11 protein-coding genes and 1 tRNA gene are annotated in these 14,655 nt (G+C 71.5%); 5 read left to right on the forward strand and 7 right to left on the reverse strand.

The annotated features are described in order from the left end of the window. Nucleotides 1–51 precede the first annotated feature (51 nt). Nucleotides 52–687: a TetR/AcrR family transcriptional regulator gene (locus P8S73_RS09885; RefSeq protein ID WP_124108885.1), complete on the forward strand. Its 636-nt coding sequence runs from the start codon at nt 52–54 to the stop codon at nt 685–687. Here P8S73_RS09885 and P8S73_RS09890 read toward each other — a convergent pair. From P8S73_RS09890 to P8S73_RS09900, 3 genes are read right to left on the reverse strand one after another with little or no spacing between them, the layout of a single operon-like run. Beyond that, on the reverse strand, nt 684–1,958 hold the full coding sequence (locus P8S73_RS09890; protein WP_164481600.1) for a DUF4032 domain-containing protein: 1,275 nt from the start codon (nt 1,956–1,958) through the stop codon (nt 684–686). The genes P8S73_RS09885 and P8S73_RS09890 overlap by 4 nt on opposite strands. Before the next feature lies 1 nt (nt 1,959). After that, complete coding sequence (gene otsB / locus P8S73_RS09895) at nt 1,960–2,757, reverse strand: trehalose-phosphatase (RefSeq protein WP_019310267.1); 798 nt, start codon at nt 2,755–2,757, stop codon at nt 1,960–1,962. Beyond that, entirely contained in the window at nt 2,750–4,273 is a 1,524-nt protein-coding gene (locus P8S73_RS09900; protein ID WP_019310266.1) for a trehalose-6-phosphate synthase, read from the reverse strand. The genes otsB and P8S73_RS09900 overlap by 8 nt, the downstream gene beginning before the upstream one ends. A 189-nt stretch (nt 4,274–4,462) precedes the next feature. Here P8S73_RS09900 and P8S73_RS09905 point away from each other — a divergent pair, with 189 nt between their 5' ends. Next, entirely contained in the window at nt 4,463–5,335 is an 873-nt protein-coding gene (locus P8S73_RS09905) for a thioredoxin domain-containing protein (protein WP_124108887.1), read from the forward strand. Nucleotides 5,336–5,637: 302 nt separating this feature from the next. Here the strand turns inward: P8S73_RS09905 and P8S73_RS09910 are convergent. From P8S73_RS09910 to P8S73_RS09925, 4 genes are all read right to left on the reverse strand, one after another. Further along, nucleotides 5,638–5,714: transfer RNA gene (locus P8S73_RS09910), tRNA-Thr, on the reverse strand. A gap of 130 nt (nt 5,715–5,844) precedes the next feature. Continuing rightward, on the reverse strand, nt 5,845–6,447 hold the full coding sequence (locus tag P8S73_RS09915; protein WP_396350363.1) for a TIGR03085 family metal-binding protein: 603 nt from the start codon (nt 6,445–6,447) through the stop codon (nt 5,845–5,847). 188 nt (nt 6,448–6,635) lie between these two features. Beyond that, complete coding sequence (locus P8S73_RS09920; RefSeq protein WP_396350364.1) at nt 6,636–8,573, reverse strand: ABC transporter ATP-binding protein; 1,938 nt, start codon at nt 8,571–8,573, stop codon at nt 6,636–6,638. Next, on the reverse strand, nt 8,570–10,315 hold the full coding sequence (locus tag P8S73_RS09925) for an ABC transporter ATP-binding protein (RefSeq protein ID WP_396350365.1): 1,746 nt from the start codon (nt 10,313–10,315) through the stop codon (nt 8,570–8,572). Before P8S73_RS09925 ends, P8S73_RS09920 begins: the two co-directional genes overlap by 4 nt. 189 nt (nt 10,316–10,504) lie before the next feature. Between P8S73_RS09925 and P8S73_RS09930 the strand changes: the two genes are divergently transcribed. From P8S73_RS09930 to P8S73_RS09940, 3 genes are read left to right on the forward strand one after another with little or no spacing between them, the layout of a single operon-like run. Next, complete coding sequence (locus P8S73_RS09930) at nt 10,505–11,296, forward strand: DeoR/GlpR family DNA-binding transcription regulator (RefSeq protein ID WP_019310261.1); 792 nt, start codon at nt 10,505–10,507, stop codon at nt 11,294–11,296. Continuing rightward, complete coding sequence (locus P8S73_RS09935) at nt 11,293–12,480, forward strand: 1-phosphofructokinase family hexose kinase (RefSeq protein WP_121241923.1); 1,188 nt, start codon at nt 11,293–11,295, stop codon at nt 12,478–12,480. The genes P8S73_RS09930 and P8S73_RS09935 overlap by 4 nt, the downstream gene beginning before the upstream one ends. Before the next feature lie 46 nt (nt 12,481–12,526). Further along, the gene (locus P8S73_RS09940; protein ID WP_121566516.1) at nt 12,527–14,653 is read left to right on the forward strand and encodes a fructose-specific PTS transporter subunit EIIC; all 2,127 of its coding nucleotides are present in this window, start codon (nt 12,527–12,529) and stop codon (nt 14,651–14,653) included. Nucleotides 14,654–14,655 lie beyond the last annotated feature (2 nt).

The raw sequence follows: 14,655 nt of genomic DNA on the forward strand, positions 1-14,655 counted from the left end.
CCACCCGTCCACTGCCCGTGAACCAACCGCACCGACACCCGGAGGAGCCCCGTGACCGACAGCACCAGTGCTCCAGCAGCGCGCCCGCGGCCCCCCGAGCCGGACCCGCAGGCCGTCGCGAGTGAGTCCGTGGACCCCCGTACGGCCCGGACCGACCGCAGGATCGTGGCCGGGGCACTGCGCCTGCTCCGGGAGGGTGGTCCGCAGCGGGTGACGATCGAGGCGGTCTCGGCACTCACGGGCGTGGCCAAGACCTCGATCTACCGGCGCTACGACAACAGTCCTCAGCTGCTCGAGGCGGCCCTGAAGCACACGGCCGCGGCGGCGGGCTCCCTGCCGGAGGACGCCACGTGGGAGCAGGCGCTCACGGAGGCCGTGGAGCTGCTGCTGCGGGACATGGGCCTGGGGGTGGCGATCACGCTGCTGCAGGAGCCGGGGTCAGCGACGGCCCAGGTGCTGCGCTCCTCGGTGGTCCGCCCTCGGATGGATGCGCTGCGTTCCCTGCTGCAGCGGGACCGGGACCGCGGGCTGATCCGGGCCTCCGTGGACCTGGACATGGTGGTGGACTTCATCCTGGGAGCCGCGTACGCCCACGTGGCGCGGTACGGATCACTGGACGAGCAGTGGACAGAGCGCGTGCACCGGGCCGTGACCGACCTGATCTGCGTGCCCCCGGACGAGGACTAGAAGACGTCCCGTTCGTCCGGGCGCTGCGCCAGGTAGGACTTCACGTAGTCCTGCGCCGCGGCCGCGGTGGCCACGTCCTCGCCCGCCTTCTCCGACATGAACCAGCGGTGCTCCAGGACCTCGTGGACGATCTGCGCAGGTTCGCGCTTGCGGTGCAGCTCGGCGGGGACAGCGGACATGATGGGCGCGAAGATCTCCCGCATCCACAGCTGCGCCGTGAGGTCCTCGGGAAGACCCGGGTACAGGGCGTGACCGAACTGGTCGATGTCCGTGAGGATCCGCCGGGCCTGGTTCTCCTGGGTGTTGAGCCCCGTGAGGTGCAGGAGTCTGCGGCTGTGGTGCCCGGGCTCCACCACCCTCGGACGCAGGTGCACGCGGCCGGCCTCGTCGGAGTCCAGGGAGGCCTCCTCCACGTCGAATCCGAGGTCGTTGAGCCGCTCCACCCTGGCCTGGACGCGCCAGCGCTCCGCCACGGAGAACACCTCGGTGGCAGTCAGCTCCTCCCACAGCCCGTTGTAGGTCTCCACGAGCCGGTCCGAGACGACGAACGGGTCCACCGACCCGGGGTCCACCCCCTCCTCCGAGAGCCGCTGCTGCATGTGCTCACCGGCCAGCAGGTCCATGATCTCCCCGGCCACGTTGGTACGGGCGAGGTCGATGTCGTACTCCCGCTGCCCGCGCGTGAGCCGGGGATGCAGCTCACCGGTCTCCGCGTCCACGAGGTAGGCGGCGAACTCCCCGGCGTCCCGGCGGAACAGCGTGTTGGACAGCGAGACGTCCCCCCAGTAGAAGCCGGACAGGTGCAGCTGCACGATCAGCAGGGCCAGCGCGTCCACGAGACGCTCGATGGTCCCGGGGGAGGGAACCTGCTCGAAGATCGCGCGGTAGGGCAGCGAGAAGCTCAGGTGGTCGGTCACGAGGGCCGCCGGCAGCGGCTCGCCGTCCGCTGAGCACCGGTCCGTGACGACCGAGTCCGGGACCACCGAGGGGGTTCCCATGCGCTGCAGCCTCCGCAGCAGTCCGTACTCCCGCCGGGCGTAGTGCGCGGTGGTCTCCTTCACTGCCACCACGCGCTCACCCACGCGGGCGAAGCGCACCACGTGACGGGACAGCCCGCGCGGGTACGCGGCGAGCACCTCGGGCGGCCATTTCTCGAGCGGCACGTCCCACGGCAGCTCGAGCAGCCCGGGATCGGGAAAGGCCGTGCTGATGGACACGCCGCGCGGCGGGTGCGCGGGGGTTGAGGTTCCCGGCTGCTGGGTGTCGGCCATGTCAGCCGGCGTGGCCCAGGGCCCGGGCACGACGCCGCACGAGGTCCGCGAGTGCCTCGGCGAGGGTTGCGGGATCCGCCACGCGCCACGGCGCCAAGGAGTCCTTGGCGCCCACCTTGATGCCCACGTCGCGAGGGCCCAGGACGGCCAGGGCGTCCTCGTCCGTGTCGTCGTCCCCGGCGAAGACCGTGACGTCCGGGCGCACCGCGGCGCGGATGGTGTCGAGGCCGTCGCCCTTGGTGGCGCTGAGCACCGAGCACTCGACCACCTGCTGCCCCGGGGTCACGCGCAGCCCCGGCACCGCGGCATAGGCGCTCCTCATGTCGGCCAGGGCGCGCTGCGCCACCTCCGGATCGGCGATGGGGCGGGTGTGGAACGCGACGCCCGCGGGCTTGTGCTCCGCCCGCGAGCCCGGGTAGCGCGCCACGATCGCCTCGGTGGCCGCCACGGCACGTGCCAGGAGCTCACGCTGCTGCGGGTCCAGGACGATCTCGGTGCCGCCGTCCGCGCCGGGGGCCGCACCGAGATCCACCTCGGCACCGTGCGATCCCGAGAGCACCATGGCGCGGTCAGGATCCACCACGGTGCGCAGGAAGTCGAGAGGACGCCCCGAGATCACGGCCACCGTGGTGCGGGGCAGCCGTGCCAGGGCATCCAGGGCGTCCCGGGCCGCGGGCAGGGGACGCGAGTCCTCGGGGCGTTCGGTGAACGGAGCCAGGGTGCCGTCGAAGTCCAGTGCCACGAGCAGGCTCTCGGCCTCCGCCGCGGCGTCGAGCGCGGCCTCGACCCCGTCACCCACGGTCGGCTCCGCTCGCCGCGTCACCCGGCCGTGCGGCGTCGTGCTCCGGTCCGCCCGCGCCGCCGGCGTGGGCCGCGAGGTCGTCGAGGAAGCGCTGGGACCAGTCCACGACGTCGTGCGTGAGGACCTGACGGCGCATGGACGCCATCCGCTTGCGGGCCTCGGTCGCGGGCATGTCCCGCGCGTGCAGGATGGCCTCCTTGAGACCGTCGATGTCGTGCGGGTTGACCAGGATGGCCTGCTTCAGCTGCTCGGCCGCACCCGTGAACTCGGACAGCACGAGCGCGCCGGAGCGGTCCCGGCGGGCGGCCACGTACTCCTTGGCCACGAGGTTCATCCCGTCCCGCAGCGCGGTCACGAGCATGACGTCCGCCGCGAGGTACAGCGCCACCATCTCCTCGAACGGGTACCCGTGGTGCAGGTAGCGGATGGCGGTGTGCGAGATGGTGTCGTGCTGGCCGTTGATCCGGCCCACCATGCCCTCCACGAGCTCACGCAGCTGGCGGTAGGAGTCCACGCGCTCGCGGGACGGGCTGGCCACCTGGATCAGCACGGAGTCCTCCACCGTGATCTCGCCGTCGTGCAGCAGCTCCCCGTAGGCCTTGATGCGGTGCCGGATGCCCTTGGTGTAGTCCAGCCGGTCCACGCCCAGGAAGATGGTCTCCGGGTTGCCGAGCTCCTCGCGGATCTCCCGCGCCCGCGCCTGGACCTGGGGGTCGTCGGCGAGCTCCTGGATGGAGTCCACGTCGATCGAGATGGGGTAGGACTCGGCGTGCACGGTCCACGTGGTCCCCTGGCCGTCCGCGGTGTCCTCCGACATCACCGCGGTGCCCTTGGTGAACTGCGCACCCAGGTACTTGCGGGCGCACCGCTGGAAGTTCTGGGCGTCCCCGGGACGCTGGAAGCCGATGAGGTCCGCGCCCGTGAGCCCGTCCAGCACGGCCCGGCGCCACGGCAGCTGGGAGAAGATCTCGGTGGGAGGGAACGGGATGTGGTTGAAGAACCCGATGGTCACGTCCGGGCGCAACCGGCGCAGCATGCGCGGCACGAGCTGCAGCTGGTAGTCCTGCACCCACACGGTGGCGCCCTGCGCGGCCGTCTCGGCGGCCGTGCGCGCGAAGCGCTCGTTGACGCGTCGGTAGGCGTACCACCAGGTGCGGTGGAACTCCGGGGGTGCAATCACGTCGTGGTACAGCGGCCACAGCGTGGCGTTGGAGAAGCCTTCGTAGTAGCGGGTGACCTCCAGCTCGCTGAGCGTCACCGGGACCAGGTGGAACACGTCGTGGTCGAACGGCTCCAGGGTTTCGTCGGAGGCGCCGTGCCAGCCGATCCACGCGCCGTCGCGCTGCGCCATGACCGGGGCGAGCGCGCTCACCAGGCCGCCGGGGGAGCGCCGCCAGGTGCTGCTGCCGTCCTCGGCCACGTCCCGGTCCACGGGGAGCCGGTTGGAGACCACGACGAAGTCGTAGCCGTCCCGGGGGACGGCCACCTCTTCCATGGACTGTTCTGCACTCATGCTGGTTCCCTTCCCGCGTACCGGCTGGTTTCCCTCCATCCTAAGTGGGCGTACCACCGCCGGGCAGGGGCGGCGCGTTCCGGGGAGGCCCCTGGGTGCCCGCTGAGTCGTGGGCGACCCCCGGGCCGGGTACCCTGAGGACGAGTTGTCGACACCCCGCCACGCCCCACGGAAGGACACCTGGCCCCCATGGTTTCCAAGAACAACAATGCCGGTTCCTCACCGGCGGACGCCCGAGAGCGGGCCCGGCAGATCGCCGACCGCCAGGCGCGCCGCCACAGCGGTCGACCCCTCGGTCTGATCCTGGGCATCGTGGCCCTGGTGCTGGCCATCGTGCTGATCATCGGGCTGGTGATGTGGCAGAACAGCAAGTCCAAGATCCCCGAGGCCGGCCCCGTGCCCGCGAGCGCCAACCAGTACGGCGGCATCACGGTCACCAAGGACGGCATCCCGCAGAACACCTCGGACGTCGAGGAGCGGGACCTCTCCACCCTCCCGCCCGCCCCCGAGGAGCCGGACACCAGCAAGACGCCCCCGGGCATCGTGGACGCGGACAAGGCGGCCACCAACGGGGAGCCCGTGCAGCTCGTGGTATTCCAGGACTACGAGTGCGTGCACTGCGCGGACTTCGAGAAGGAGAACGCGGAGCTCCTCAAGAAGTACGTGGACGCAGGGAAGCTGGACGTGGAGTACCGCAACCTCAACTTCCTGGACAAGGCCACTCCCGACCAGTACTCCTCGCGCGCCGCCAACGCGGCCTACCTGGTGGCCGAGCAGGTCAGTGCGGACCAGTTCCTGGAGTACTCCCAGGAGGTGTTCACCCACCAGGGAACCGGTGGTCTGAGCAACCAGGAGCTCGCGGAGATCGCCGGGAAGCACGGGGCCTCCGTGACCGCCGAGGACATCGACGAGAACACCTACCGCCCCATGGTGGACGTGGCCACCCGCGAGTCCGTGACCAACGGCGTGGCCGGGACCCCCACCATGTTCGTGGACGGCAAGCGCTACGAGGAGGGGGCCTTCGAGGACATGCTCAAGAAGGCCGTCGACGCCAAGAAGTAGGTGCCACAGCTTCCGTGCCGAACGGGCCCTGTTCCTCCGGGAACGGGGCCCGTTGCTGTGCTGCCGGGACACATCGGGCGGGGGCTGCGCCCCGTTGGAACCGTGCCAGGGCAGGGCGGGGCGCAGCGGCGTCGTGGGGGCAGCAGGGGTCCTGAACGGTGACCGCGCGCCCGCAGGAGGTGCTGGCGATCGGGACATCGCCCGGTTGCCGAGTGCAGCGGCGTCGTGCGCGCGGCAACCACCCGGCGCGCACCAGGGGCACACGGCGTGTTCCGTGTGCCCCTCGTGCGCGCCAGGCGCTGTGGAGCCCCCTGCCGGATTCGAACCGGCGACCCTCTGTTTACAAGACAGATGCTCTGGCCATCTGAGCTAAGGAGGCGCTGCGACCCCGGTTCGCTGCCGCGAGAACGGGACCGCTCCATGATACTGGACCGCGCCGGGTGGCCCGCGCACACGACGCCGGCCACGCTCCCCGGGGAACGTGGCCGGCTGTGAGCGAGGTGCGGGGGTTACTCCTTGGAGATCTCCACCGCGGCCTGCTCCCGGCGTCCGAAGGCCCACAGCAGCAGCTCCGAGGGCTCGCCGCGCACGATCTTCACGCGGCGGGCGGACTTCTTGCCGCCGCGCACGGCGCCGAAGCCCGCGGCGAGGAGCACCACGGACTCGGACTCCTTGCGGAGCATGGCCGGACCGCCCAGCTTGAGCATGGCCCACAGGGCCTTCTGCTCGTCGTGGAGCAGCTGACGCGGGTGCCACTGCGGCTGCGCGCGGCGGACGTCCTCGTGGTGCACGAAGAACTCGCCCGTGTTCATGCGCTTGTCCACCGGGGACCAGCGACCGGGGGAGTGCAGCGGGGGACGCTCCACGAGGTTCACGAGGGACTCCCACGGCATGGCGCGGTAGTCCCCGTCCACGGACTTGGTGTGCGAGCCCAGCAGCGGGAGCTTGGGTGCGAACATCCCGGGCACCGCATCCGGGCGCGCATCGCGGATGGCGAGGTGCACGGCGAGGTCGCGGGTGTCCCACCCCTCGCACAGCGTGGGGGCATCAGGGCCGACCCGGCGCAGCAGTGCGGCGAGGTGGCGGCGTTCGACATTGGCGAAGTTTGTCACGGGGACATCCGTTCTGTGGGGTGGACCATCACGACCACGGTAGACGCGCTCGGCCGGGTGCGCCACCGCCCCGGGGCACCCTGGCGCCGAGATCGGGGGTCTGCGCACACCGGCGGCACCGGCACGACGGAGCCGCCGGGAAGCCGCCTCGAGTGCGTGTGGAGGGGGCGCGGTGCCCCGTCCGGAGATCAGGCGTCCGCGTCGGCACCCACGCCGGGTTCGGGTTCGTTGAACTGGGCCTCGTACAGCTCCGCGTACGCGCCCTGGGCCTCGATGAGCTCCGCGTGGGAGCCCTGCTCCACGATCCGCCCGGAACGCATCACGATGATCGTGTCCGCGTCCCGGATGGTGGACAGCCGGTGGGCGATCACGAAGGACGTGCGCTGCGCCCGCAGAGCCGCCATGGCCTTCTGCACGAGCAGCTCCGTGCGGGTGTCCACAGCAGACGTCGCCTCGTCCAGGATCAGCAGGGACGGCTGGGACAGGAAGGCCCGCGCAATCGTGATCAGCTGCTTCTCCCCGGCGGAGACCGAAGATCCCTCCTCGCTGATCACGGTGTCGTAGCCGTCCGGCAGGGCCCGCACGAAGCGGTCCACGTACGTGGCCTGCGCCGCCGCGACCACCTCCTCGTCCGAGGCGTCCTGGCGGCCGAAGCGGATGTTCTCCATGATCGTCCCGCTGAACAGCCACGCGTCCTGCAGCACCATGCCCACCTGGGAGCGCAGGTCGTGGCGCGCCAGGTCCCGGATGTCGATGCCGTCCAGGGTGATCCGCCCGCCGTCGATCTCGTAGAAGCGCAGGACGAGGTTCACCAGGGTGGTCTTCCCAGCACCCGTGGGACCGACGATCGCCACGGTCCGTCCCGGTTCCACGTGCAGGGAGAGGTCCTCGATCATGGGGCTGGCGCCCTCGGCGAGGGCGGCCTTGTCGTAGGAGAAGTCCACGTGCTCGAAGCGCACCTCACCGCGCAGCCGTTCGGGCAGCTGGGCGGTGGGGGTCTCGGGTTCCTGCTCGGGGGCGTCCAGCAGCTCGAAGGTGCGCTCCGCGGAGGCGATGCCGGACTGCAGCTGGGTGGCCATGCCTGCCACCTGCGACAGCGGCTGGGTGAACTCGCGCGAGTACTGGATGAACGCGGTGGCGTCCCCCAGGGTCAGCTGCCCGGTGGCCACGCGCAGTCCGCCGAGCACCGCGATGCCCACGTAGGAGAGGTAGGAGATGAACTGCATCACGGGCATGATCGTCCCGGACAGGAACTGGGCGCCGAAGGCCGCGCGGTAGAGCTCCTCGTTGCGCTCGTCGAACTGCGCCTGCATCTCCCGCTGGCGCCCGTACGCGTGGACGAGCTCGTGGCCCGAGAAGGACTCCTCGATGTGCCCGTTGAGCTGGCCCGTGGCCCTCCACTGCTCCTTGAACATGCGTTGTGAGCGGGTGCCGATCACGCCGGCGGCCACTGCGGACAGCGGCAGCGCGAGCAGCGCCACCAGGGCGAGCTGCCACGAGACCACGAACATCATGACCACGATGCCCAGCACGGTCAGGACGTCCTGGACCAGCTGCGCGAAGGTCTGCTGCAGCGCGGTCTGGATGTTGTCCACGTCGTTGGTCACCCGCGACATCACGTCCCCGCGCTGGCGGGTGTCGAAGTAGCTCAGCGGCAGGGCGTTGATCTTGCGCTCCACCTCGGCGCGCAGGTCGTACACCACCCGCATCACCACGCGGTTGAGCACGTAGCCCTGCAGCCACATCAGCACGGAGGCCACGGTGTACATGGCGAGGACCGTGAGGATGAGGGTGCCCAGCCTGGTGAAGTCCACGCCCTGGCCGGGGACCAGGGTCATGGCGGAGATCATGTCCGCGGTGGAGTCCTGGCCCTGCGCGCGCAGCCCGGCCTCCACCTGCTCCTGGTCCGCACCGGCGGGCAGGGAGCGGCCGACGACGCCGGCGAAGATCACGTCCATCGCACGTCCCAGCACGCGCGGCGCCCACACGCCCAGGACCACCGAGACCACCACGGCCAGGACCACCACGGTGAGGGCCGCCTTGTGCGGCGTGAGCAGCTTCATGAGCCGCGCGGCCGAGGCCCAGAACTGCTGCGGCTTGCGGGCGGGTTCCTGGGTCTCGCTCACAGTGCGCCTCCGGTGCTCTGGTCTGCCGACAGCTGGGAGGTGACGATCTCCCGGTACGTGGTGCTGCTCGCCACGAGCTCCTCGTGGGTGCCCCGGGCGGTGATGCGGCCCCGTTCGAGGACCAGGATCTCGTCCGCGCCCGTGATGGTGGAGACGCGCTGGGCAACGGTGACCACGGTGGCGTCCCGGGTGACCGGGCGCAGCGCCGCGCGAAGTCGGGCGTCGGTGGCCACGTCCAGTGCGGAGAAGGAGTCGTCGAAGACGTAGACGCTCGGGCGCGCCACGAGGGCACGGGCAATGCTGAGCCGCTGGCGCTGACCGCCCGAGACGTTGGTTCCGCCCTGGGACATGGGGGCGTCGAGACCCTGGGGCATGGCCCGCACGAAGTCCTCCGCCTGCGCCACGCGCAGCGCCTCCCACAGCTCCTCGTCCGTGGCGTCCTCGCGCCCGAAGCGCAGGTTGCTCGCCACGGTGCCCGAGAACAGGAAGGGACGCTGCGGAACCAGGCCCACCCGCCCGGCCAGGTCCTCGGGGGCGTAGTCCGGCAGTGCCAGACCGTCCAGCAGCACCTCGCCACCCACGGGGTCGATGAGGCGGGGGATCAGGTTGATCAGGGTGCTCTTCCCGGATCCGGTGGCCCCCACGATCGCCACGGTCCGCCCGGGCTCCGCGGTGAAGCAGATGTCGTCCAGCACGGGTGCCTCGGCCCCGGGGTACTGGAAGGTGACGTCCCGGAACTCGAGGCGGCCGCGGGCGGGCGGGGCGACGGCCGGCTGCTGCGGGGGGTGCATGGCCGGGTGGGTGTCCAGCACCTCGGTGATGCGCTCGGCGCTGACCACCGCGCGCGGGACCATCATGAACATGAAGGTGGCCATCATGACGGCCATCAGGATCTGGAGCATGTACTGCAGGAACGCCGTGAGGGCGCCCACCTCGATCTGCCCCTGGTCCACGCGCTGGCCGCCGAACCACAGCACGGCCGCGGTGGCCAGGTGCATGACCATGTTGATCACGGGGAACATCAGCACGAACAGGGCGCCGATCTTGAGGGAGATGTCCGTGAGGTCCTGGTTGGCGCGGGCGAAGCGCCGCGTCTCGAAGGGCTCCTTCACGAACGCGCGGATCACGCGGATGCCGGTGATCTGCTCGCGCAGCACCCCGTTGATGCCGTCGATGCGCTCCTGCATGGTGCGGAACCACGGCATGAGCCGGGAGACCACGAGCCCCAGCAGCACGCCCATCACGGGTATGGAGACCCACACGAGCCACGACAGCCCGGGGTCCTCCCGCAGGGCCATGATGATCCCGCCCACGCACATGATGGGTGCCATGACCATGAAGTTCAGGGCCATGAGCGTGAGCATCTGGATCTGCTGCACGTCGTTGGTGTTGCGGGTGATCAGCGAGGGCGCGCCAAAGCTCCCGACCTCGCGCGCGCTGAACGAGCCGACCCGCAGGAACACGCTGCGGCGCAGGTCGCGACCCACGCCGATCGCGGTGCGGGCGCCGCACCACACGGCGACCACGGCCGAGACCACCTGCACCAGGGCGACCGCCAGCATCACGGCGCCCGTGCTCCAGATGTAGTCGGTGTCCCCCTTGGTCACGCCGTTGTCGATGATCCTGGCATTGAGGCTGGGCAGGGAGAGGGTGGCGATCGTGGAGATCAGCTGGAAGACCAGGACGCCCACCACCCAGGGACGGTAGGGGTGGGCGTGGATGCGCAGAAGACGCAGCAGCATGAGGGTCGATCCTGACGCAGAGCAGCGCGGCCGGAGCCGATGACGGGCCCAATATACGCGTTGGCACGGACACGGTTGCGCCGGGGACGACCGGAGAAATGTGGGAAAAAGGGTGGTAAAACCACATAAACAGACATAAGCTCACATCCAACACGCGTGAGACCCGCAGCCCCCGTCCGTGAGGTGAGCATGTTCGCTGCAGAACGCCACGAGGAGATCGCCCGCACCGTGACCCGCGAGCGCCGGGTCAACGGCGCGGAACTGGCCCGCCGGTTCGAGGTGACCATGGAGACCATCCGACGGGACCTCGCGGTCCTCGAGACACAGGGAAGGCTGCGGCGCGTCCACGGTGGAGCCGTGTCCGTGGACCAGTCCACGAGCGGGGAGCAGGGCATGGACTCCCGCCACCGTCTGGCCACCGCCCAGAAGCGCAGCATCGCCGTCAAGGCCCTCGAACTCCTGGAGGGCGCCGGAGCCGGGGCGGTGGTGCTCGACGCCGGAACCACGGTGGAGGCGCTCGCGGAGCTGATGCTGTCCCGCGACAACCACCTGGAGGGCGGCCAGGAGCAGCTGGTGATCACCCACGCGCTGCACATCGCGGCCAAGCTCGCGGACGCCGAGGGCGTGGGGCTCGAACTCGTGGGCGGACGGATCCGCAAGCTCACGTGGGCGGCCACCGGTTCCCGGGCGGCCCAGCACTACGACCAGCTGCGACCGGACCTCGCGTTCGTGGGCTGCAACGGCGCCCACGCCCGCTTCGGGCTCTCCACCCCGGACCCCATCGAGGCGGTGGTGAAGTCCGCGATCGTGACGGCCGCACGCCGCGTGGTGGTGCTGTGCGACGCCAGCAAGCAGGACCAGGAGACCCTCACACGATTCTGCTCGCTGGAGCAGATCGACACCTTCATCACCGACAGGGCACCCGTGGGGGACCTCGCGCAGGCCCTCGAAGACGCAGACGTGGAAGTGGTCGTCGCATGATCATCACCGTGACCCTCAACCCCTCCGTGGACCGCACGGTGGACCTCTCCGGCCCGCTGGCCCGTGGCCGCGTGCAGCGTGCGCACGCCACCCGCCAGGACCCGGGCGGCAAGGGCATCAACATCTCGCGGGCGCTCGCCGCCGGGGGAGCGGCCACGGTGGCCATCGCCCCGGGGGACGACACCGACCCCCTGTTCGCGGGGCTCGACGCCGCCGGGGTGCGCTACGACAACGTGTCCACCGGTGCCGCCATCCGCACGAACATCACCGTGACCGAGCCGGACGGCACCACCACCAAGATCAACGAGCCCGGTCCCGCCCTGGACGAGGGCACCGTGGAGCGGATCGTGGAGCGCATCGTGAGCCGTGCCGCCGGTGCCTCGTGGCTCGTGTTCGCCGGTTCCGTGCCCCCGGGACCCGCCCAGGACGTGTACGCGGTCATCGCGTCCCGGGTGCGCGGGGCACTCGGGGCCGCGGCGCCGTCGTACGCCCTGGACACCTCCGGGGCCCCGCTGACCGAGGCGCTGGCCCCGGGAGCGATTGTGCTGCCGGACGTCATCAAGCCCAACGGGCACGAGCTCGCCCAGCTGCTCGGCCGGGAGGACGGCGACGCGCTCGAGGCCGATCCCCGGGCCGCGGCCGATGCCGCGCGCATCCTCGTGGAGCGCGGCGTGGGCGCGGTGCTGTGCACGCTGGGCGGCCACGGCGCCGTGCTCGTCACGGCCGACGGCGCGTGGCACGCGGTGCACGAACCGGTCACCGTCCGCTCCACGGTGGGGGCCGGGGACAGCGCGCTGACCGGGTACCTCGTGGCCGCCGAGCGGGGAGACACGCCGAGCGAGTGTCTGCGCCACGCGGTCGCCCACGGGTCCGCGGCCGCCGCACTGCCCGGTACTCAGATGCCGAGTGCCGCCCAGACGACCCCCGACGCCGTGCGCGTGACGGAGCTCGGCCCGTGTGCGGGGTTCCCGCAGGTCTCCCACACCCCGCCTGCCTCCCACACCCCGCGGGGCACGGCCCACGACGCCGCACGGCACCGGGCCGCCGCGACCCAGCCCGCCGTGAAGCAGCCCGCCACGACCCGGCCCGCCGACCCACCGGGGACGGCGTCGGCGCCCGGCCCCGCCGACGCCGCCCCGGACGCCCCCGGTCCCGACCGCGGGCCTGCGGGTCTTCGTCCCTGATCCACCCACTGCGCGCCGCACCGGCCCGTACCCGAGGAGCACCGAGATGTCAGAACTCATCACCCCCGACCTGGTCCTGCTGGACCGGGAGCTGGGCGGGGACACCGACAGCGTGATCCGCGCCCTCGCGGCGACCGTCCACCGGAACGGCCGCGCGCGGAACGCCGACTCGCTCGCGGCGGACGCCCTCGCCCGCGAGGCCAAGAACGCTACCGGGATCCCCGGCGGCATCGGCATCCCGCACTGCCGCTCCGAGGCCGTCACCCGGGCCACCCTCGTGATGGCGCGCCTGGCCCCTGCCGTGGACTTCGGCGCCAAGGACGGCCCGGCGGACATCGTGTTCTTCATCGCGGCCCCGGCGGGCGCGGACCAGGAGCACCTCAAGCTGCTCTCCAAGCTCGCGCGCTCCCTCATGAAGAAGCCGTTCGTGGCCTCCCTGCGCGCGGCCGCCTCCCCGGAGGAGGTCGTGGCCGTCGTGGACGGGGCCCTGGGGCTCGCTCCGGCCGACGACGCCGCCGCACGCCCCGCGGGGGACGGCACCTCGTCGGCGGGCTCACCCGCGGCTCCCGCCGCGGGTGCCACCGCGGTCGGTGCGGTGACCGGGGGAGCGGGCGCCGCGGCGTCGTCGTCCCACGGTGAGGACGGTGCGCGGGACGCCGGTGGCCCGCGTCGGCTCGTGGCCGTGACCGCGTGCCCCACCGGGATCGCGCACACCTACATGGCCGCAGACGCTCTGACCAACACCGCGCAGGAGATGGGGGTGGACCTGCAGGTCGAGACGCAGGGCTCCTCCGGCGCCACCCGCCTGGATCCGCAGGTGATCGCGCGCGCCGAGGCCGTGATCTTCGCGACCGACGTGGATGTCCGCGAGCGCAACCGCTTCGCGGGCCTGCCGTACATCGCCTCGGCCGTGAAACGGGGGATCGACGAGCCCCGCGAGATGGTCGAGGAGGCGCTCGCCGCCGCGGACGACCCCCGCGCACCGCGCGTCACGGGGGACGGCACGGCCACGGCAGATGCCCTGACCGCGAGCGAGGGCTGGGGCACGCGCATCCGCAAGGCCGTGATGACGGGCGTGAGCTACATGATCCCGTTCGTGGCCGCGGGCGGTCTGCTCATGGCCATCGCGTTCATGATCGCGGACCCGGTGGCCGTCGCGAAGCAGGCGGAGGACATCCTGGGCACCGCCACCCTGGGCAACCTGGGGGACGTGTCCCTGTCCATGTACTTGGGCGCGGTGCTGTTCACGATCGGCAACCTCTCCATGAGCCTGCTGGTCCCGGCGCTCGCGGGCTACATCGCCTACGGGCTCGCGGACCGGCCGGGCATCGCCCCGGGCTTCACCGCGGGTCTGGTGGCCAACTTCATGGGAGCGGGCTTCATCGGCGGCATCGTGGGCGGTCTGCTCGCGGGGCTGTGCGCGTACTGGCTGAGCCTGCCGCGGCTGCCCCGCTGGCTGGGCTCGCTCATGCCCGTGGTGATCATCCCGCTGCTGGCCTCGCTCTTCGCGGGCGGGCTGCTGTTCCTGGCGATCGGCGGGCCCATCGCGGCGTTCATGACGTGGCTCAACGGGCTGCTCGCCGGGATGAGCGGGGCGTCCGCCGTGGCGCTCGGGGCGGTGCTGGGCCTCATGATGTGCTCCGACCTGGGCGGCCCCATCAACAAGGTGGCCTACTCGTTCGCCGTGGCCGGTCTGGGCGCCGCCACCGCGACCAACACCGCACCCCAGGAGATCATGGCCACCGTGATCGCCGCGGGCATGGTGCCCCCTCTGGGACTGGCCCTGGCCTCCACCGTGCTGGGCCGGAAGTACTTCACCGCGGCGGAACGGGAGAACGGGAAGACCTCGTGGCTGCTCGGGGCCTCCTTCATCTCCGAGGGCGCCATCCCGTTCGCCGCGGCGGATCCCCTGCGCGTGATCCCGGGATGCATGGCCGGCGGTGTGGTGACCGGCGCCATGACCATGGCCTTCGGCGTCACCTCCGCCGCTCCGCACGGCGGGTTCTTTATCCTGCCGGTGATCGGTGGTCCCCTGGCCTTCATCGGCTCCGTTCTGGTGGGCACCCTGGTCACCGGCGTGCTGGTGACGCTCCTCAAGCGCGTGGGCGGGGTCGAGAAGCGGGCCGCCGAGACCCCCGGGGTTCCCGCCACCCCGCAGACCGTGGAAGCGTGAGC

Origin of the sequence: Kocuria sp. ChxB (assembly GCF_044359605.1) — a bacterium.
GTDB classification, from domain to species: Bacteria; Actinomycetota; Actinomycetes; order Actinomycetales; family Micrococcaceae; genus Kocuria; species Kocuria rhizophila.

What these genes read in the sequence shown, in the direction of transcription:
- P8S73_RS09890 (WP_164481600.1), bottom strand. Translation starts at nt 1,958, where the DNA reads ATGGCCGACACCCAGCAGCCGGGAACCTCAACCCCCGCGCACCCGCCG.
- P8S73_RS09900 (WP_019310266.1), bottom strand. Translation starts at nt 4,273, where the DNA reads ATGAGTGCAGAACAGTCCATGGAAGAGGTGGCCGTCCCCCGGGACGGC.
- P8S73_RS09905 (WP_124108887.1), top strand. Translation starts at nt 4,463, where the DNA reads ATGGTTTCCAAGAACAACAATGCCGGTTCCTCACCGGCGGACGCCCGA.
- P8S73_RS09925 (WP_396350365.1), bottom strand. Translation starts at nt 10,315, where the DNA reads ATGCTGCTGCGTCTTCTGCGCATCCACGCCCACCCCTACCGTCCCTGG.
- P8S73_RS09930 (WP_019310261.1), top strand. Translation starts at nt 10,505, where the DNA reads ATGTTCGCTGCAGAACGCCACGAGGAGATCGCCCGCACCGTGACCCGC.
- P8S73_RS09935 (WP_121241923.1), top strand. Translation starts at nt 11,293, where the DNA reads ATGATCATCACCGTGACCCTCAACCCCTCCGTGGACCGCACGGTGGAC.
- P8S73_RS09940 (WP_121566516.1), top strand. Translation starts at nt 12,527, where the DNA reads ATGTCAGAACTCATCACCCCCGACCTGGTCCTGCTGGACCGGGAGCTG.